The 19,915-nt window shown below is 74.7% G+C and carries 14 protein-coding genes; 10 read left to right on the forward strand and 4 right to left on the reverse strand.

The annotated features are described in order from the left end of the window. Positions 1–56 precede the first annotated feature (56 nt). Positions 57–989, reverse strand: a complete 933-nt coding sequence (gene murQ / locus Aru02nite_RS22975; RefSeq protein WP_203661047.1) for an N-acetylmuramic acid 6-phosphate etherase — start codon at positions 987–989, stop codon at positions 57–59. Between the two features lie 176 nt (positions 990–1,165). Between murQ and Aru02nite_RS22980 the strand changes: the two genes are divergently transcribed. The 5 genes from Aru02nite_RS22980 (at position 1,166) to Aru02nite_RS23000 (ending at position 6,794) form a co-directional block, all read left to right on the forward strand. Beyond that, positions 1,166–2,833 carry a glycoside hydrolase family 3 protein gene (locus Aru02nite_RS22980; protein ID WP_203661049.1) on the forward strand — a complete coding sequence of 556 codons (1,668 nt, stop codon included), beginning with the start codon at positions 1,166–1,168 and terminating at the stop codon, positions 2,831–2,833. Further along, entirely contained in the window at positions 2,830–3,999 is a 1,170-nt protein-coding gene (locus Aru02nite_RS22985; protein ID WP_203661051.1) for an exo-beta-N-acetylmuramidase NamZ family protein, read from the forward strand. Before Aru02nite_RS22980 ends, Aru02nite_RS22985 begins: the two co-directional genes overlap by 4 nt. Before the next feature lie 86 nt (positions 4,000–4,085). Next, positions 4,086–4,991 carry a MurR/RpiR family transcriptional regulator gene (locus Aru02nite_RS22990; protein ID WP_239076884.1) on the forward strand — a complete coding sequence of 302 codons (906 nt, stop codon included), beginning with the start codon at positions 4,086–4,088 and terminating at the stop codon, positions 4,989–4,991. A gap of 97 nt (positions 4,992–5,088) precedes the next feature. Further along, positions 5,089–6,045, forward strand: coding sequence for a GNAT family N-acetyltransferase (locus Aru02nite_RS22995; RefSeq protein WP_203661053.1), 957 nt, complete (start codon positions 5,089–5,091; stop codon positions 6,043–6,045). 56 nt (positions 6,046–6,101) lie between these two features. Continuing rightward, on the forward strand, positions 6,102–6,794 hold the full coding sequence (locus Aru02nite_RS23000; protein WP_203661055.1) for a PIG-L deacetylase family protein: 693 nt from the start codon (positions 6,102–6,104) through the stop codon (positions 6,792–6,794). Positions 6,795–6,846: 52 nt separating this feature from the next. Here the strand turns inward: Aru02nite_RS23000 and Aru02nite_RS23005 are convergent, their stop codons facing one another. Continuing rightward, the gene (locus Aru02nite_RS23005; RefSeq protein ID WP_203661057.1) at positions 6,847–7,737 is read right to left on the reverse strand and encodes a GNAT family N-acetyltransferase; all 891 of its coding nucleotides are present in this window, start codon (positions 7,735–7,737) and stop codon (positions 6,847–6,849) included. Positions 7,738–7,856: 119 nt separating this feature from the next. Here Aru02nite_RS23005 and Aru02nite_RS23010 point away from each other — a divergent pair, with 119 nt between their 5' ends. The 4 genes from Aru02nite_RS23010 to Aru02nite_RS23025 are packed head-to-tail and all read left to right on the forward strand — an operon-like array spanning position 7,857 to position 12,904. Then, complete coding sequence (locus tag Aru02nite_RS23010; RefSeq protein WP_203661058.1) at positions 7,857–9,632, forward strand: serine/threonine-protein kinase; 1,776 nt, start codon at positions 7,857–7,859, stop codon at positions 9,630–9,632. Between the two features lie 23 nt (positions 9,633–9,655). Continuing rightward, on the forward strand, positions 9,656–10,624 hold the full coding sequence (locus Aru02nite_RS23015) for an N-acetylglucosamine kinase (protein ID WP_203661060.1): 969 nt from the start codon (positions 9,656–9,658) through the stop codon (positions 10,622–10,624). Continuing rightward, positions 10,621–11,715, forward strand: a complete 1,095-nt coding sequence (locus Aru02nite_RS23020; RefSeq protein WP_239076885.1) for a dipeptidase — start codon at positions 10,621–10,623, stop codon at positions 11,713–11,715. Before Aru02nite_RS23015 ends, Aru02nite_RS23020 begins: the two co-directional genes overlap by 4 nt. A 10-nt stretch (positions 11,716–11,725) precedes the next feature. Further along, the gene (locus Aru02nite_RS23025) at positions 11,726–12,904 is read left to right on the forward strand and encodes a hypothetical protein (protein ID WP_203661062.1); all 1,179 of its coding nucleotides are present in this window, start codon (positions 11,726–11,728) and stop codon (positions 12,902–12,904) included. Positions 12,905–12,915: 11 nt separating this feature from the next. Here Aru02nite_RS23025 and Aru02nite_RS23030 read toward each other — a convergent pair whose 3' ends face one another. Further along, complete coding sequence (locus Aru02nite_RS23030; RefSeq protein ID WP_203661064.1) at positions 12,916–14,334, reverse strand: sugar porter family MFS transporter; 1,419 nt, start codon at positions 14,332–14,334, stop codon at positions 12,916–12,918. A gap of 86 nt (positions 14,335–14,420) precedes the next feature. After that, entirely contained in the window at positions 14,421–16,973 is a 2,553-nt protein-coding gene (locus Aru02nite_RS23035) for a S8 family serine peptidase (RefSeq protein WP_203661066.1), read from the reverse strand. Between the two features lie 112 nt (positions 16,974–17,085). Here Aru02nite_RS23035 and Aru02nite_RS23040 point away from each other — a divergent pair, with 112 nt between their 5' ends. Then, entirely contained in the window at positions 17,086–19,899 is a 2,814-nt protein-coding gene (locus Aru02nite_RS23040) for a serine/threonine-protein kinase (protein ID WP_203661068.1), read from the forward strand. The last annotated feature ends 16 nt before the right edge of the window (positions 19,900–19,915 follow it).

The following is a 19,915-nucleotide window of genomic DNA, read 5'->3' on the forward strand; positions in this document are numbered from 1 at the left end:
GGGATCCGCCCCTGTCGCGTACCTGGGCGCCAACGGTTCGGCGCGGCGCCGGTGGTTCAGGTGGTGGGGAGGGCGAGCGCGGCGGACAGCCGACCGTTCGCGGTGTCGAGCAGGGCGCGGGCGGTGCCGGCGTCGACGTCGCGTTCGATCATGACGACGGCGGTCTTGACGTGCCGGCCGGCGCCGGCGAGCGCGCTCTCGGCGACCTCGGGGGTGGCGCCGGTGATCTCCTGGACCATGCGGATGGCGCGGGCCTGGAGCTTCTGGTTGGTGGCGACGAGGTCGACCATCAGGTTCCCGTGCGTCTTGCCGATGCGCACCATGCTGATCGTCGAGATCATGTTGAGGACGAGCTTCTGCGCGGTGCCGGCCTTGAGCCGGGTCGAGCCGGCGACGAACTCGGGCCCCACGGCGATCTCCACCGGGTACTCCACGACCGCGCTCAGTTCCGCCTCCGCGTTGCAGGACAGCCCGATGGTGGCGGCGCCGCGGCGGCGCGCTTCGGCGAGCGCGGCCAGCACGTACGGGGTGCGGCCGCTGGCGGTGAGTCCGACGACCGCGTCGCCGGGGCCGACCTCGGCGGTGGCGACGTCGGCGGCTCCGGCGTCGGCGTCGTCCTCGACTCCCTCGACGGCTCCGGTGACGGCGGTGGGCCCGCCGGCGATGATGCCGCGTACCTGGTCGGGGGCGGTACCGAAGGTGGGCGGGCACTCGGCGGCGTCGAGCAGGCCGATGCGGCCGGGGGTGCCGGCCCCGACGTACAGCAGGCGGCCGCCGGCGGACAGCTTGTCGACGACGGCGTCGATCGCCGGTACGAGGGCCGGAATGGCGTCGCGCACCGCGCCGGGCACCGTACTGTCGGCCTCGTTCATGAGGGCGGCCAGTTCGGCGGTGGGCAGCCGGTCGATCTGCGCGTACCGCGGGTCGGTCTGCTCGGTGCGCAGTTGCGCCAGATCCGACCTGGTGGCGCGGGTTGGGGCCTGGGACACCTGCGGCTCCTCGTTTTCCGGTGGTCGCCCTGCTGCCGGCTGGCCGTACGGGTCGGCGACTGACGTCCCGCCCCGGCCATGTTACTCGTTGACGATAACAAGCCAGTGTCGGTAACTTAGCAACGCGACGCTAGGAACTGAATATTCTTGTCAGAATAGACGGGGGAGCCGCGCCCGTGGTTGCGTACCATCGCCAGGCCGACGAGGTGCTCGGTCGGATTTCGGTCACCGAGAAGATCGGCCAGCTGTTCGTCGTACCGGTGGGTCGGCACTCGCCGAACGCCCTGCGGCTGCCACCGGACCAGCGCACCGGTTCCGTCGCGAACGACGGGCTCGGGCAGGTCCTGGACCAGATCCGGACGTACCGGGTGGGCGGGGTGTGCTACTTCCCGACGCGTGCCGAGGGGGACGAGCCGGGCGAGGTGGCGGCGCTGCTCGCCGAGGTCGCCGCGGTCGCCGACGGCGGCGTACGCCCGGTGGTGTCGGTGGACCAGGAGGGCGGCACGGTCGCCCGGCTGCGGCGCGGGGTGACGAGCGTGCCGAGCGCGATGGGGCTCGCCGCGACGGGTGACCCGGCCAGCGCCGAGCGCGCCGCCGGCATCCTCGGCGCCGAACTGCGCGCGGTCGGCTTCCACCAGGACTACGCGCCCGACGCCGACGTCAACAGCAACCCGGCGAACCCGGTGATCGGCGTCCGGTCGTACTCGGCGGATCCGGCCGAGGTGGCGCGGTACGTGGCCGCCGCGGTGCGGGGGCTGCGCGGGGCGGGGCTGGCCGCCACCGCCAAGCACTTCCCCGGCCACGGCGACACGTCGACCGACAGCCACCTGACGCTGCCGTCGGTCACGCGTACGGCGGCGGACTGGGACGCGATCGACCTCGTACCGTTCGGTGCGGCGATCGAGGCGGGTGTCGACGCGGTGATGTCGGCGCACGTCGCGGTGCCGGTGGTGGACCCCTCCGGTGACCCGGCGACGGCGTCCGCGCCGATCCTCACCGGCGTACTCCGGGACCGGCTCGGGTTCGCCGGGGTCGCCGTGACCGACGCGCTGGACATGGCCGGCGCGCGGGACCGCCTCGGCGACGGCGAGATCGCGGTACGCGCGCTGCTGGCCGGCGCGGACCAGTTGCTGATGTCGGCCGACCTGCCGGTGGCGGTCACCGCGGTCGGCGCGGCGGTCGCGTCCGGGCGGGTACCGGTGTCGCGGCTGGACGAGGCGGTACGCCGGATCCTCGTGATGAAGGCGCGGCTGGGCCTGCTCGGCGCCGACGCCGGTACGCCGGCCGGTGCCGACCCGCTGGCCGCCGCCGGTGTCGACGTGGCCGCGAATGCCGTGGTGGCAAGGGATCTGGCCCGCCGGGCGCTCACCGTACTCGGGGATCCGGGGTGGCGGGTGCCGGCCGGGCGGGTCGCGCTGGTCGGCAACCTGGCCGGCGTCGAGGACGTACTGCTGCCGGTGCTGCGCGGGGCGGGCGCCGAGGTGACGGTGGTCGACAGCGGCAGCGATCCGTCCACTGTGGACACCGTACTGGCCGCGGCGGCGGGCGCGGACGTGACGGTCGCGGTGACCCGCGGTGCGGTGCGGTGGCCGGGGCAGCGCGCGCTGCTCGCCGGTCTCGCCGCCGCCGGGCACCGGCACGTGCTCGTCGCCCTGCGCGAGCCGTACGACGCGGGTCTGGCGCCGGCGGCGGTGGCCCGGTTCCTGACGTACGGGGACAACGAGGTGATGCGGGAGGCGCTGGTGGACGTGCTGCGCGGGGACGCGGTCGCGGGCGGGCGGCTGCCGGTGGACGTACCGGATGCCGACGGTGGCGTCGCGTACCGGAAGGGGGCGGGCGCGTGAGCGCGGTCCGGACGGGTGCGCAGCGGCTCTGCGCCGATCCGACGCTGGCGGGCCCGGGGCGGCTCGGCCTGATCACCAACTTCACCGGCGTACTGCCGGACCTGACGTCCACTGTGGACGGTGCGCGGGCCGCCGGGGTCGAGCTGGCCGCGCTGTTCAGCCCCGAGCACGGGATCCGCGGCACCGTGCAGGCCGGGTACTCCGAGGCCGAGGCGGTCGACCCGGCGAGCGGGCTGCCGGTGTTCGACACGTACCTGAAGTCGGGCGCGGCGCTGGACGAGCTGCTCGTCGACTCGACGGTCGACACCCTGCTCTACGACCTCCAGGACATCGGCACCCGGTTCTACACGTACATCTGGACGATGTTCGACGTGATGGTGTCCGCGGCCCGGACCGGCAAGCGCTTCGTCGTACTCGACCGGCCGAACCCGGTCGGCGGCGCGGTGTGCGAGGGGCCGGGGCTGTCGGCGGAGTTCGCGAGCTTCGTCGGCCGCGTGTCCGTCCCCGTACGCCACGGGCTGACCGTCGGCGAGCTGGCCCGCCACCTCAACGCCTCGGCCGTACCGGCGGCGGCGGGCCGCCCGGTGGACCTGGACGTGATCGCGTTGGACGGCTGGCGGCGGGACATGACCGCGGCCGACACCGGCCAGCCCTGGGTGATGCCGTCGCCGAACGTACCGACCGCCGACTCGGCGCTGGTGTACCCGGGGACGGGGTTGTTCGAGGGTACGAACCTGTCGGAGGGCCGCGGCACGACCCGCCCGTTCGAGCTGATCGGCGCCCCGTACCTGGACGCGCGGTTCGTGCCGGCGTTGCGCGCGCTGGAGCTGCCCGGCGCGGCGTTCCGCGAGGTCTGGTTCACCCCCACCTTCCACAAGTACGCCGGGCAGGCGTTGCGCGGCGTGCAGGTGCACGTGACGGACGCGCGGGAGTTCGAGCCGGTGCGTACCGCGGTGACCATGCTGGCCACGTTGCGCGACCTGTACCCGGACGGCTTCGGCTGGCGTACCAACGGATCCGGGGTGGAGCAGACCGCGCACCGGCACTTCGTCGACCTGCTGTGGGGGAGCGACGACCTGCGCCGCACCCTGGACGCGGGCGGTGACCCGCGCGCGTTGGTACCGCCGCGGTCGGCGCCGGTGGGTGACCATCTGCTCTATCCGTGACGGGCCGGTGACGGTTAATCTGGTCGGCTGTCCGGCGCGCTGTCGGCAATTTACCAACGGAGGTAGCCGCAGATGGGTGTGCAGTCGTGAGCCGGCGGGCACCGTCGTCCGGACGACCCGATCCGGTGCGGAACATCCTGACCCACATCCGGTCGCTGCTGTCCGGCATGGCGCCCGCCGAGCGCCGGGTCGCCGAGGCCGTACTCGGTCAGCCGGAGGTCGTGGTGGGCCGGACCATCACCGAGCTGGCCGAGTCGTGCCACACCTCGGAGACCACGGTGATCCGGTTCTGCCGCACCGTCGGCTTCCGCGGGTACCCGGAGCTGCGGTTGCGGCTGGCGACCGAGATGGGGCGGGACGCGGCGCGCGGCAACGGGCACCGCGAGCTGGGCGCCGACATCGGCCGTACGGACACGTTGCGCGAGGTCGTCGAGAAGATCGGGTACGCGGACGCCCGCGGCGTCGAGGAGACGATCCAGCAGCTCGACCTGGACGCGCTGGCGAAGGTGGTCGACGCGGTCGCCGCCGCCACCCGCATCAACCTGTACGGCCTCGGCGCGAGCGGCTTCGCGGCGCAGGACCTCCAGCGCAAGCTGTACCGGATCGGGTTGTCGGCGTTCTGGTTCGGCGACCCGCACGACGCGCTGGTGGCGGCGGCCCTGCTGCGGCCGGGTGACGTCGCCTTCGGCATGACCCACACGGGTACGACGACGGAGACGGTGAACGTGCTGCGCGAGGCGCGCCGGCACGACGCGGTCACGGTGGCGATCACGAACGCGGGTTCGTCGCCGGCCGCCGCGGAGGCCGACCTGGTCCTGACCACCGCGGTACGCGAGACCACGTTCCGGTCGGGTGCGATGGCGAGCCGGATCGCCCAGCTCGCGATCGTGGACTGCATCTTCGTGGCGGTCGCGCAGCGCACGTACGACGACACGTTGGACGCGCTGCGCCTGACGTTCACCGCGGTGGACGACGTCCGTACGCACGGGTGATCCGGATGGTGGCAATTATTGACGCGCCCCGATTGTGGTAGGTAGTTTTCCAACAACACATCGGACGACACGGGTACGGCAGGGGAGTGGGTGGCGCATGGCCACGGTGCGGGAGTTCCGGGTCGGTGACGGCGGGAGCCTGGTCGAGGCGTGGCGGCGGAGCGCGCCGTACGACCCGGTCACCCCGGCCCGCTTCCGCAACCTGGTCCTGCTCGACCCCAACTTCGACCCGCAGGGGCTCCGCGTGGCGGTCGAGGACGACCGGGTCGTCGGCGCGGCGTACGCGGTGCGGCGGACCGTCGCGATGGTCGGCGACGACCTCGAACCCGGCATGGGCTGGCTGCCGTTCTTCTTCGTCGCGCCCGAGGCGCGCCGGCAGGGCGTCGGCGGCGCGCTGCTCGACTCCGCCCTCGGCTGGCTGCGCGGGCACGGCGTCGGCACCGTCGAGTTCGCCGGCTACACGCCGAACTACGTCCTCCCCGGGCTCGACGCCGAGGCGTACCCGGAGGCGCGGAAACTGCTGGAGCACAAGGGTTTCCGCACCCGGTACGAGGCGGTCGCGATGGACCGCAGCCTGGTCGACTACACCATGCCCGACGCCGTACGCGAGCGCGTCGCCGCGCTCACCGCCGAGGGCTACCGCTTCGGTACGCCGACCGACGACGACCTCGTCGAGCTGGTGGCGCTCGCCCGCGACGAGTTCAACCCCGACTGGGGCCGGGCGATCCGGGAATGCGTCACCGCCGGCACCCCGACCGACCGGATCGTCTGCGTACGCGAGCCCGGCGGCGTGCTGGTCGGCTGGGCCCAGCACGAGGCGTACGAGGGGGCCACGGAGCGGTTCGGGCCGTTCGGCGTCCTGGAGACCCGGCGCGGCACCGGCCTCGGCAAGGTACTGCTGCACCTGACCCTCGAACGGATGCGGGCGCTCGGCGCGCACTCCGCCTGGTTCCTGTGGACCGGCGAGAAGTCCGCCGCCGGCCAGCTGTACCTGCGGACCGGGTTCACCGTCACCCGACGGTTCCAGGTGATGCGGGCCGCCCTGACCGACTGACGCACCGTCGGTCCCCCGCGGACGACGGCCCGAACCCTGAACGCTGAAGGAGAAGCATGTCTCGCACCGTGCTGGCCCTCGGGGCGCACATCGGTGACATGGACCTGACCGCCGGCCCGCTGCTCGCCACGTACGCGCTGAACGGCGACAGTACGGCGATCGTGGCGCTCACCCCGGGCGAGCGCGGGCACCCGCGCGTCGCGCCGGCCGAGTACAAGAAGCAGAAGATCGCGGAGGGTGCGGCGTTCGCCGAGGGCATCGGCGCCGACTTCCACGTCTTCGACGACCAGAGCGACGGGTTCCTCACCGCGTCCGACGAGCTGTCGCTGCGCGTCGCGGACCTGATCCGCCGGATCAAGCCCGACGTGCTCATCGCGCACTGGCCCAGGAGCATCCACGACGACCACCACCACGCCTCGGTACTCGCCGAGCGCGGCCGGTTCTACGCCGGGTTGCCGATGGACCACGAACTCCCCCGGCACGGCGTCTCCCGCTTCCTGTACGCGGAGAACTGGGAGGACGCCGACGGCTTCACGCCCTCGGTGTACGTGCCGGTGCCGGAGGAGGCGTTCCAGCGCTGGCGTACCGCGATCCAGGGGCAGGCGTTCGCGCGGGGCGAGACGTACGGCTTCCGCTACATCGACTACTACACCGCGCTGATGACCACGCGCGGCTGCCTCGCCGGCCACGAACGCGCCGTCGCGCTCGCCACGCACGCCGGTGGCCACCAGGTACTCGACCTGCCCTGACCGGTCGCGTGGCACGGACGGTGCGCGGAGCGGGCTCCGCGCACCGTCCGCGTCAGGGTCGGATCTCCTTGCGGTAGAGCCAGAAGATGCGTTCGACGCGGGCGCCGACGGTACGCGAGTAGAACGGGATCGGGCCCACCCAGCCGATCTGCGCGCGGGTGAGGCCGGCGTCGCGCTGGTCGGCGAGGCAGCGGCGGAGCAGTACGCGGCCGAGGCCGAGGTTGCGGGCGGCCGGGTCGGTGCCCATGGGGCCGAACCAGCCGGGCCGGTTGGCGCCGTGCCCGGCGAAGGCGAGTACGGTGCCGTCGCGCCACGCGACGTGGCAGCCGGCGCCCGGGCGTCGTACGGACTGCTCGATCTCCCAGGCCCAGGTGGCGTTGAACGCGCCGACCGCCCACCCGCGCAGCGCGGGCAGCTCGTCGACCGTCGCGCGGCGGACCTGAACTCCTTGCGCCGCAAGGCGTTCCTCGTCGTCCACAGTGGACAGATCGGCGGTGTCGAGGTCGGCGGTCATGTTCTGCGCCGTGCGGTACCGCTCGTAGCCGAGGGACTCGGCGAGGCAGATCGCCGGCGTGTAGCGCACGTCGACGCCGGGCCACACGTAGCAGGGCGGGTTGCCGGCCCAGCGGACCTCGCGGACGCCGAATCCGGCGAGCGCCTCCTCGGCGGCGCGCACCAGCGCGGTGCCCGTACCGCGGCGGCGGGCGGCCGGGTCGACGGCGATCAGGTCGAGGTGGCCGACGGCGGGATCGTTGTCGTTGACCGAGACCAGCGCCACCCCGTCGTCCCCGGCGCGCAACCACGCGGTACGCCGGCCGTCCGGTGCGGCGGCCAGCCGGTCCAGCATCACCGCCGCCTCGTCCCCGTCGTACGCGAGGGACCGGGTGACCAGGGCGGACATCGCCGCCGGATCGGGTGCGGTCCGTTCGACCACCGTTGCCATCGCCGTCCTCCCCGATCCGCCGGTACTGCCGGCAAAATCCTACTGACCGCGGCCGGTCGGCTCGCGGTACCCGCCGCCGTGGCCCGATACGTACGCTGTGCCCGGGACAGGGAGGGACCGTGGCGGAAGAGACACGACCGGGCCGGATCGTCGGGGATCGCTACCGGCTGGTCGCGGAGCTGGGTTCCGGTGCCTTCGGCCGGGTCTGGACCGCGTACGACGAGCGGCTGGACACCGTCGTGGCGGTCAAGGAGGTGCGGCTCCCCGGCTGGGGCACCACCGAGGAGAACGCGGAACGGCTGGCCCGCGCCGAACGCGAGGGCCGCAACGCCGTACGGCTGCGCGACCACCCGAACATCGTCACCGTGCACGACGTGGTCACCGACGACGGCGCGCCGTGGCTGGTGATGCGGCTCGTCGCCGGCATCTCCCTCAAAGAGCACCTGGACGCGACCGGCCGGCTGCCCGTCGCGCAGGTCGCGCACGTCGCCGCCGGCCTGCTCGCCGCACTGGCCGCGGCGCACGCCGCCGGTGTCGTGCACCGCGACGTCAAGCCCGCCAACGTCCTGCTGTCCACCACCGGCGAGGTGCTGCTCACCGACTTCGGCATCGCCGTACACCGGGCGGACATCGCGGTGACGGTACCGGGGATGTTGGTGGGAACGCTGGCGTACACGGCGCCGGAACGGTTCGACGGCACGGACGGCGCCGCCGGCGACCTGTTCTCCCTCGGCGTCGTCCTGTACGAGGCGGTCACCGGCGCCAGCCCCTTCCACCGCGACAGTACGACCGCGGCGCTGCGTGCGGTGCTGCACGAGGACCCGCCCCCGCCCGACTGCCTCCCGGCGGTACGCGACCTGGTGACGGGCCTGCTCGCCAAGGATCCGCACGTACGCCTCGGCGTACCGGCGGCGACGGCGCTGCTCGCCGGCGTCGACACCGAACCGGTACCGGTCGGGCGCTCGGCGGTCGACCCGGCCGGTCGCCTCCTCCCGAAGACCAAGGTCCTGCCCGTCGACCCCGGCCCCACCCCGAATCCCGGCCGGACCCCGGACCCCCGCACCACCGCGGATCCCGGCATGGCTCCGGAGTCCGGCACGCCCCTGGATCCCGGCACGAGCGCGGAGTCCGGCAGCGACCGCAACGCCGGCGATGGCGGCCGCGCTCCGGACGACGGCGGCGACGGTGCGGGTGGCTCCCAGGGCGGCGGTGGGTCCGCGGGCAAGCCGAAGGGTTCGGGCAAGGCGAAGCCGAAGACCGGCGGGTCCGGCACATCCAAGCCCGGCGGTTCATCGTCCGCCAAGCCGAAGCAGCAGGACGGGGCCAAGCCGAAGCAGCAGGGCGGCAACAAGCCGAAAGAGGCCGCCACCAAGCCGAAGCAGCAGGGCGGCAACAAGCCGAAAAAGGCCGCCGCCAAGCCGAAGCAGCCGAACGCCGGCACGCCGAAGCGGCAGAGCGGGCCGAAGGAGTACGCCGCGGAGCCGGTGCGGCAGGACACCGGGACGACGGAGGCCGCCGACACGTCCGCGCCCGCGACGGATGCCGGCGGTACGGGAAGCGGCTCGTCCGGCGGTGACGGGTGGAAGTGGCTGGTGGGGCTGGCCGTACTGGTGATCCTCGGCGGGTACCTGTTCGGCCGCAACGCGCACGAGGCGGAGGTCGGCGGCTGCGTGTACACGACGGACCACAAGAAGCTGCGCCGCGAGCCGTGCGCGCTGCACTGGCCGGGTGGCACCAGTTACTCGGTGCTGCAACGGTTCGCGAGCCCGACCGGCAGCGCCGGGGCGTACTGCGCGAACGTCGCCGGCTGGGACCGCGACGTCGACACCTCCTGGTACTACCCGCAGTCCGGTGACGACAGTGCGGTGACGCTGTGCCTGAAGAAGCTGCCCTGACCCCCGTCGGTACTGTGTGGCCCATGGTCGGGGTGAGCGGGCCGCTGGTGATGGGTGCGGACGTCGGCGGCACGAGCGCGAAGGTGGTGCTGGCCGACGCGTCCGGCCGGGTCCTCGGCCGCGGGACGGGACCGGGCGGCAACCTGCGCTCCAGCGTCGGCGACCCGGCCGGCAACATCGGTGGCGCGCTGCGCGCCGCGCTCGGTGACCACGATCCGGCCGGGGTGGTGGCCGGCGTGATCGGGATGGCCGGCAGCGCCGCCGTACCGGAGCGGGCGCAGGAGATCGCCGACGGCGCCTGGCGTACGGCCGGGTTGGGCGGGTCGCCGCTGGTCCGTACCGACCTCGACATCGCGTACGCGGCGGGCGCCACCGGCCCGGACGGCGCGCTGCTGCTGGCCGGGACCGGTGCGGTGGCCGCGGCGTACCAGGGGTTCCGGATGGTGGAGCGGTGCGACGGGCTCGGCTGGCTGCTGGGCGACGAGGGTTCGGCGGTGTGGTTCGGGCTGGCCGCGGTGCGGGCCGCCGCCGCCGACCTGGACGGCCGCGGCCCGGGTACCGAGCTGACCGGGCGGGTGGGCGAGCTGCTGCGCCCGGAGTCGCCGACCGGCGACCCGCGGCAGGATCTCGTGGCCGTGGCGTACCAGTGGCCGCCGGCGCGGTTCGGTGAGCTGGCGCCGACGGTGACCGCGGCGGCGGAGGACGGTGACGAGGTCGCCGGCCGGATCCTCGCCGACGGCTGTGCCGCGCTGGTGCGTACCGCGCTGGTGGTGGCGGCGGACGCGCCGTGCCTGGTGCTCGCCGGGTCGCTGCTGACGTCGGCCGGCCCGATCGCCGACCGGGTCCGCGCCGCCCTCGCGCCGTACGTGCCGGTCGAGCCGGTCGCCGCCCCAGATCCCGTCGCCGGCGCCGTACTCGACGCGTTGCGCGCCGCGGACCTGCCCGTACCGGACGGGCTGCCGGCACGCCTGCGGGCGGAGCTGCGCCCGTGAACACCGTCGCGCCGGTACTGGACGGGCACAACGACCTGGTGTGGGAACTGCGGATGCGCTGCGGGTACGACCTGGCGGCGTTCGACGTCGGGGTGGTGCAGCCGGCGATCCACACGGACCTGCCGCGGCTGCGGGCCGGCGGGGTGGGCGCGCAGTTCTGGTCGGTGTGGGTGCCGTGCGACGAGCCGGCGCCGGATCCGGTACCGACGACGCTGGAGCAGATCGAGGGCGCGCACGCGCTGATCGAGCGGTACCCGGCCGATCTGGTCCTGGCGACCACGGCGGACGACGTGACGCGGGCGTTCGCGGCGGGGCGGATCGCGTCGCTGCTGGGCGCCGAGGGCGGGCACCAGATCGGCGGTTCGCTCGGCGTACTGCGCACCCTGTACCGGCTCGGCGTGCGGTACCTGACGCTCACGCACACCCGTAACACCGAATGGGCCGACTCGGCGACGGACGAGCCGGTGCACGGCGGCCTGACCGACTTCGGCCGACGCGTGGTCGCGGAGCTGAACCGGCTCGGCATGCTCGTCGACCTGTCGCACACCGCGGCGAGCACCATGCACGACGCGCTGGACGTGAGCCGCGCCCCGGCGTTCTTCTCCCACTCGAACGCCCGCGCGCTGTGCTCGCACCCGCGCAACGTCCCCGACGACGTCCTCACCCGGGTACGTGACACGGACGGCGTGGTGATGCTGACGTTCGTGCCGGGCTTCCTGACCGAGGAGTGCCACGCCTGGATGGACGAGCTCCAGGCGGAGGAGGCCCGGCTCGGCCACGACGACCGGGCCGGCCGCCGCCGCTGGCTGGACGCGCATCCGCGCCCGCCGTGCGGCGTCACCGACGTCGCCGACCACGTGGAGTACGTGCGGGAGGTGGCCGGGGTGCGCGCGGTCGGGCTCGGCGGTGACTTCGACGGGATGAGCGACCCGCCGGACGGCCTCACCGACGTCGCCGGGTACCCGAACCTCTTCGCGGAACTCGCCCGGCGCGGCTGGTCGGAGCCCGAGTTGTCCGGTCTGGCGAGTGGAAACGCGCTTCGCGTACTCCGGGAGACGCAGTCCCTCGCCACCGCTGGACCGGATGAGTGATGCTGACGGCATGGCCGAACGCCGTGACCCCGGTGTCCTGACCCGGATGCGAGCCGCCCTCCAGGGCGAGCGGAACGCCGCGACCCTGGAGGCGATGCGCGACGCCGGCACCGGCGTGTACGAGGAGCTGTCGATCCTGGAGACGCGCCGGGACGAGCGCCGCGCCGCGGGTACGAGCCCGTGGGAGGTGGCGTCGGACGTCGCCTCGCACGAGCTGACCACGTGGAACGGGTTCGTGCTGCAGACGCTCGGGGAGACGTTGCTGGCGGCGGACGACGCCGGGTCGGGGTTCGTCCCGCCGGGCACGTTCGACCTGGCGTGGCGGTGGCTGGGGCAGGTGCAGCCGTGGCTGAGCCGGGCCCGGCAGGCCCGCAGCAACCCGTCGTACGACATCCGCGCGGAGCTGACGCTGCCGGTGGACGTGTCGCCGTGGCCGACCGCGCCGGTGTCGGACACGCACCTGGCCGCGCTGCTGGAGGCCGACTCCCGGCTCCGCGAGCGCGCCGAGTACGGGGTGTTCGCGCTGGACGGGGCGAAGCGCCCGCCGTACCGGGACGACCAGGTGCACCGGCTCCGGCAGTACGCGGCGATGGCGGGTTCGGCCGCGGACTACGCGCGGAGCCTGCACGGCTCGGGGCACGAGCCGACCACCAACCGGATCGCCGCCGCGAACCTGTGCTTCGCGCTGTCCGCCTGGTACCGGATCGGTCAGCTCACGGCGTTCCCGGACCTGTTGGCGGGGTTGCGGCTGCCGCGGGACCGGGCCCGGTTCGACCCGGAGCAGCTGCCCGGCGGTGCCGACTTCGACCCGTGGTGCCTGACGGACGAGGCGACCGTGGACGCGTGGCGCGGCGATCCGGGCGCGGTACGGGCGATCGACGCGCTGTGGGCCGCCGACCCGGACCCGGCTGCGACCCTCCAGGTGAAGGCCGAGCTGGACCAGGCGATCGACGAGGGCCGGATCGTCCGGGTGTTCCTGCCGGGGAAGGTCACCTGCTTCCACCGCGCCCCGTGGTCCTCGCTGTACGAGGTGCGCCGCGCGGTCACCATCGCCGGCCGCACCTTCGGCGTACTCCAGCAGTTCACGCTCGACGTCTCCGCCGAGGAGATGTACTGGGGCCGCCCGTTCGTACGGCGGTTGGTGCTGGGGCCGTTCCGGATCAACTCGGCGCAGCGCCGCCCGTACTGACCGGGCCCGGGTCAGGCCATGTCCTCCAGTTCGCGGCCCTTCGTCTCCTTGACCGCGCGCGCCACGAACACGAACGCCAGCGCCGCGAACAGCGCGTACAGGCCGTACGCGAGGGTCAGGCTGAAGCCGGACAGGACCGGGAACGTGGTGGAGATGATCCAGTTCGCGATCCACTGCGCGGCGGCGGCGACGGCCAGCGCGGACGCCCGGATCCGGTTGTTGAAGATCTCGCCGAGCATGACCCACACCGTCGGGCCCCAGCTCATGCCGAACGCGAAGACGTACACGTTGGCGGCGACGAGCGCGACGGTACCGATGCCGCCGGGCAGGTGCGGCTTGCCGTCGATCACGGTCGCCGTGGAGAAGCAGTACGCCATGGTGCCGAGGGTGACGACCATGCCGGCGGCGCCGATGAGCAGCAGCGGCTTGCGGCCGATCCGGTCGATGAGGGCGATGGCGACCAGCGTGGTGACGATGTTGGTGACCGAGGTGATCACCGAGGTCAGCATCGAGCTGGACTCGGAGAAGCCGACGGACTGCCACAGCGAGGACGAGTAGTAGAAGATCACGTTGATGCCGACGAACTGCTGGAACACCGACAGCAGGATGCCGACCCAGACGATCCCGAGCAGCCCGAGTACGGGTCCGCGCAGGTCACGGAGCTGTACCGGGCGGTCGGACAGCAATGAGCGGCGGATCTCGGCGATCTTGTTGTCGACGTTGCCGCCGACGTACCGCATGAGGATGTCGCGGGCGGCGCGCAGCTCCCTCTTCGCCACCAGGTACCGCGGGGACTCGGGGATCTGGAGCGCGAGCACCCCGTACACGAGGGCGGGGACGAACGCGGACGCGAACATCCACCGCCACGCCGCGCCGCCCCACGGTACGGACTTGCTGGCGCCGCCGGCCGCGGTGGCGAGCACGTAGTCGACGAGCAGCGCGGCGAAGATGCCGACGACGATGGCGAGCTGTTGGAGCGAGCCGAGTCGGCCGCGCAGGTTCGCCGGCGCGATCTCCGCGATGTACGCCGGGGCGATGACCGACGCCGCCCCGATCGCGAGACCGCCGATGATGCGCCAGCACAGCAGGCTGACCGGATCCCAGGCGAACGCCGAGCCGATCGCGCTGATCGCGAAGATGATGGCCGCGAACAACATCACCCGGGTACGCCCGGTCTTGTTCGCGAGCGGTCCGGCGAACCACGCGCCGATCGCGCAGCCGAGCAGCGCCGCCGACACGACGAAGCCGAGTACCGCGGACGACACGTTGAACTCGCTCTTCACCGCGTCGACCGTGCCGTTGATGACCGACGTGTCGTACCCGAAGAGGAAACCGCCGACGGCCGCGGCGATCGCCAGGAACAGCACGTGCCCGGTGTGCGACGGCACCACCGGTGTCGGTTCGGCCTGCCGTTGCGTCGGTTCGTCCACGTCCGTCACCCCGTTGTCCAGTCTCACCGACGGGCGGATGCCGGCAGGCACTTTTCGCTACATTGCCGGTCTGCGGCGCGGGCGCGTCAGTGGAACCGTTGCGCCGCCCGGACCGCCCGGTACGCGTCGACCAGTCCGGCGCCGGCCGCCGTCCCCGGCCCGCAGTCCGGTACGCCGGACGGCTGCCACGGAGGCGACGGGTCGGGCGCCGCCGGTACCGGGGTGGCGGTGTCGGTGAGGATGCGGGTGGTGGCCGCGACGTGCCCGACGAGCCGCGGGTTGGCCGACCACATCAGCGCGACGACCCCGGCGACCTGCGGCGCGGCCATCGACGTACCGGAGAGGTAGCGCCAGCCGCCGCCCGGCGCCGCCGACAGCACCCGTACGCCGGGGGCGACGACGTCGGGCTTGCCGCCGGCACCCGGCACCGGGCCGCGGCCGGAGAAGTCCGCGACGCGGCCGTCCGCGTCGACGGCGCCGACCTCCAGCACGTCCGCGTACCGGCCGGGCGGGTCGCCGGCGGACCCGCAGCGGGGGCCGGCGTTGCCCGCTGCGGTCACCACGTACACGCCGGCGCCGGCGAGGGCGCGCATCACCGGGGCGAACACGTCCGCGTCGCAGCCCTCGGCCGGCGGGCAGTCCCACGAGTTCGTGAGGACCTGCGGTCCGCGCGCCGGATCGCCGTCCCGGAACGGATCCCCGCCGGCCGGGAACGGCGCGAGCATGAACTGCAGGCAGTCCAGGTACGTCGCCGCGTTGCCCATGTCCCGGCCCAGGTTGACGCAGCCGACCCAGCGCGCTCCCGGCGCCACCCCGACCTGCGCGTACCCCTGGCCGCGGCCGACCGCGCTGGCCAGCGTGTGCGTGCCGTGCCCGTTGTGGTCGACGGGCGTGCGCGAGCCGTACCACGGGTCGTACCAGGAGTCGGTGCCGCCGCGGAATCCCTTGCGCAGCGCGGGATGCGTGCCGTCCACGCCGGTGTCCGAGCCGCCGACGGTGATGCCGCGGCCGTCCACGCCCAGCTCTCGTACGACTCGGTCGGCGTCCAGCAGCGACACGTTCCACAGTGGAGCGTCGGGGGTCGGCTGGTCGCCGCGGGGCGGCTCCGGCCGGGCCGGCAGCGGGCGCAGCCGCGGGCAGAGCAGCACCCGGTCCACGTCCGGCCGCGACTCCAGCCACTGCCGCAGCACCGGCGCCGCCGAGTCCACCTCGATCGCGTCGAGCAGGTAGTACGGCCGGGCGCCGACGCCGCGCGCCGCGAGCGCCCGCCGCAGCGGCTGCTGGCTCCGCCGCGCCGTCGCCACCAGCTCCCGGTACACCGCGGTCGCGCGGGCGGTACGGTCCGCGATCCGCGCCGCGGGCGCCAGGTCGGCCTGCGTACGCAGCACCACGAGCAGCCGGTTGCCGTACAGCCCGGGGTGGCCGGCCGCCGGGTACACCGCCGCGGCCGCGACGACCGCCACCCCCACCGCCACGACTCCGAACCGGAACCCGTTGCGCCGCACCACATCCCCGGTACGCCGACGCGCCCGCACCGCGTACCCGGCGGCGACGGCGACGGCGAGCACCAGCGCCGCGGCAGTACCGAGCAGCGCGTACCAGCCGACGTCGCGGGTGCCGAGCAGCAGCGACGCCTGCGCCGGTGCGACCAGCGCGAGCGGCCCGGCCGCGGCGGTCCCGACAGCCAGCCCCACCACCCGTCCGGCACCGCCGAGCGCGGCCACCGCGAACCCGAGCACCGGCACCGCACCGAGTACGGCGAGCTGGACGCCGCCCTGGCCGACCGCCGGGCACAGCACCACCAGCGTCACGCCGGCCGCCGCGCCACCGGCCAGGATCCGCCCCCGCAACGGGAACCAGAACCGTCCACCGAGGACGGTCCCGGCCAGCGCGCCGAAGCCGGCCGCGGCCGCCAGCGCGGTCACCGTCTCCAGCCGGTCCCCCAGCGCACCGACCACCAGCCACGGCAGTACCCCGACCAGCCCGGCCGCGAACGCCGCCAGCGCCCGCCCCGTCCGTACCCTTCCGCCAGGTCCGATCCCCGGGCCCGTACCGCCAGGGCGCGGCTCGTCGCTCACCGGCACCGGATCCGTCTCGCCGGGCCGCGCCACGTCGGTTCCCGCGTCCGGATCCCTACCGCCGGGGCGCGGCCCGTGGTTCGCCGGCGCCGGGTCCGTAGCGCCGGGCCGCGGCTCGTCGGTCGCCGGCGCCGGTCCGTCGTGGCGGGGGTCGGCGGTCGGGGGTACGACGTCGCGGGGCGGGCGGCGGAACCGGTACAGGAGGGCGGCGAGCAGGCCGCAGGCGGCGGCGTCCGCGGCGTACCCGAGGGCGGGTTGGGCGTCGGGCAGCGCGCGCAGCGGCGACAGCAGGGCGAGGGCGGCCGCGGCGAGCAGCCACGCGGTACCGACGGCGCGCAGGCCGGGGCGCCGGGCCAGCAGCCGCACCGCCACCGCCGGCACGGCGACGAGCACGGCGTTGACCGCGCCGACGCCGGTCCACCACCACGCGGGCGGCGTACCGCGCTCGACCAGCGCGTACTGCTCGATCAGCCATCCGCCGGACTGCACCGCGCCGGTGACCGCCACGATCCACACCCCGGCGGCGACCGCCCCGGCGCCCCCCAGCCACCGCGTCCCCATCCGCTGCACCGTACCGACCGGGTCGGCGTCGCGCCCGCCACGCGCCGTCCGCGGCACCGTCCGATGTGGACGGCCACGCCGGGGTGACGGTGCTCCGTACCGTTATCCTCGGGTGCCGTTCCGGGAGGTGGGTGGGGCGTCGGTGGAGACGGTCGGGCGGTACCGGGTGCACGGCGAGCTGGGCGCCGGCGGCATGGGTCGGGTGTACGTGGGAAGCGCGCCGGACGGCCGGATCGTCGCGGTCAAGCTGATGAGCCGCGAGCTGGCCGGCGACGACGGCTTCCGCCAGCGGTTCCGGCAGGAGGTGGCGGCCTGCCGGCGCGTGCAGAGCACGTACACGGCGCGGATCGTCGACGCGGACGCCGACGCGGAGCTGCCCTGGCTGGTCTCCGAGTTCGTGTACGGGCCGTCGCTGCGGGAGGCGGTGCGCGCGAGCGGCGCGTTCGCGGCGACGACGGTGCTGCGGCTGGCCGCGGGGCTGGCCGCCGCGCTCGTCGACATCCACGCCGCCGGCCTGGTGCACCGCGACCTCAAGCCTGGCAACGTACTGCTGTCCGGCGACGGGCCGCGCGTCATCGACTTCGGCATCGCGCGGTCCGTCGACGCCGAGCACCTCACCCGTACCGGGCTGGTCATCGGCACCGGTGGGTACATGTCGCCCGAGCAGGCGCAGGCACAGCCGGTCGGTCCGGCCAGCGACGTGTTCTCGCTCGGCGCGCTGCTGCTGATGGCGAGCACCGGCGCCGACCCGTCGTACAACGTGGTGCACGCGGAGCCGGACCTGACCGGCGTGCCCGACCCGGTGCGGCACATCGTCGAGCGGTGCCTGGTCCGCGACCCGGCCCGGCGCCCCACCGCCGCCGAGGTACTGGAGCTGGTCGGTCCGGTGGGGCCGTCGACGCGGCACTGGCCGGCGCCGGTCGAGGAGCTGCTGGCGCACCAGCGCGCCGCCCTCGAACAGCTCCTCACCGGCACCGGCGACGCGCCCACCATCCCCCGCCCGCGGTACGCGCCGGGTGCCGCCCCGGTGGCCGGCCCGCCCGTCGACCCGCCGGCCCCGGCGCCCGGCGACCCGGGCCGTGGCCCGCGCGGTACCCGGGTGGACGGCGGGGACCGCGCGCGGCGGGAACGGTTGGTACTGCGGGCGGAGCGGATCGCCCGGGAGATTCCCGATCCGGACCACCGGGCGCTGGCGCTCGCGCACGTGGCCGCGGCGCTGCTGACCGTCGACCGGTACCGGGCGGTGCCGATGGCGGAGGAGGCCGAGCAGACCGCGCGGGAGGGTGCGAGCGGGCCGCGCTGGACGGCGTACGCGCTGGCCGAGGTCGGTGCCGCGCTGGCCGTCGTCGATCCGGTACGGTCCCGCGTCCTGCTCGCCGACGCCGTACGGCTGGCGCGGGGACTGGACGGTGACTCCCGGCGTGCCGCGGCCCTGCGGGACGTGGCGGTCGCGCTGGCCGCCGTCGACCCGGACCGCGCCGAACGCGTCGCGCGCGCCGTCGCGCCGGACCGGCCGGAACGGGCCGAGGCGCTGGGCGACGTCGCCGTCGCGCTCGCCACCGTCGACCCCGACCACGCGGAACGCGTCGCCCGCGACGTCACCGACCGGGCCCGCCGGGCGTACGCGTTGGCGCGCGTGGCGGTCGCGGTCGCCGCCGCGGATCAGGAACGCGCCCGCCGCCTCGCCGGGTACGCGGAGCACGGCGCGCGCGGGCTGTCCGACCCGCTCCGCCCGGTCGTACTGGCCTGGGTGGCGGCGGCGCTCGCCGGTCCCGTACCGGCGCGTGCCGGGGAACTCGCCGCGGAGGCGATGTCCGCCGCGGGCAGCGTCACCGACCCCGAACTGCGGGCGCAGGCCCTGGCCCGCGTCGCCGCCGCGCTCCGCCGGGTCGGTACGACATGGGTCTCCCGCGCCGTCGACCTCGTCCTGCGTATCGCGCACGGCGGCACCGACGACACCTCCGGGCTGGTCGCGTACGCGCTCGCGCAGCTCGCCGCGACCGTCGCGGACTACGACCCGGCGCGCAGCGAGGCGCTGTCCGCCGCGGCCGAGCGTTGCGCCCGTACCCCGGGCCACCGGGGCGCCGCGTCGCGCCGGGCCCGCGCCGCCGCCGCGATCGCCGACCTGGCCGCCCCGCCGGTACGCCCGGTGTTGTCGCGCTGGCGTACCGGGCGGCGGGTCGCGTCCGCCGCCACCCGCACCACCGCGGCGTACGCCACGCGGGTCGTCCGCGCCACCGGTCGGGCGTACCGCGGTCTCGAACGGCAGGGCCGGCTCCTCGCCGCGGTACGCGACACGGCGCTCGTCGTGCTGGGCGTGGTGGTCGGCGCGTTCGTGCTCCGTCTCGTCGTGGCCGACGGCGTACCGACCCCGTTCGCCCTGCGCGAGGTCGCGTACGGCGGGCTGGCCGGATTCCCGTTCCTGGCGCGGCTGCTGTCCGAACCGTTGGTGTTCCTGACACTCGCGTGCGTCACCCTCGGCGGCGCCACCGCCCTGGTACTCCGCGTCGTCGGCGGCGTCCGCTCCCGCAACGCGATCCGCACCGTACTCGTCGGGTACCCGGTGGTGGGTGCGGTCGTCGGGTTGGCGGTGGGGCGGGGCGCGGTCCCGGTGCGCGCGCTGGTACTGGAGGACCTGCCGCGGCTGACGCCCACGCACCTCGCGCAGGTCTCGGCCGTCGTACTCGGCGTGGTGCTCGCGGTCGGCGTGTTCGGCGTCTTCCTGGGGAAGGTGACCGGCGGCCGCTTCCTGTACCTCGTTGGCTGGGCGCTGGTCACCATGCCGGTCCTGATGGTCGCCGGGCACGCCGGGTGGGCCGGCCTGTCCGTCGACGGCGTACGGGTGGACGTGGCGCTGGTGTCGGGTGCCGCGATCGGCGCCGCCGCCGGCGTACGGGTCGTCACGGCCCTGCGCCACCGCCGCTGACCGCCGCGCTTGTCCC

This window comes from Actinocatenispora rupis (assembly GCF_016861975.1).
GTDB lineage: Bacteria > Actinomycetota > Actinomycetes > Mycobacteriales > Micromonosporaceae > Actinocatenispora > Actinocatenispora rupis.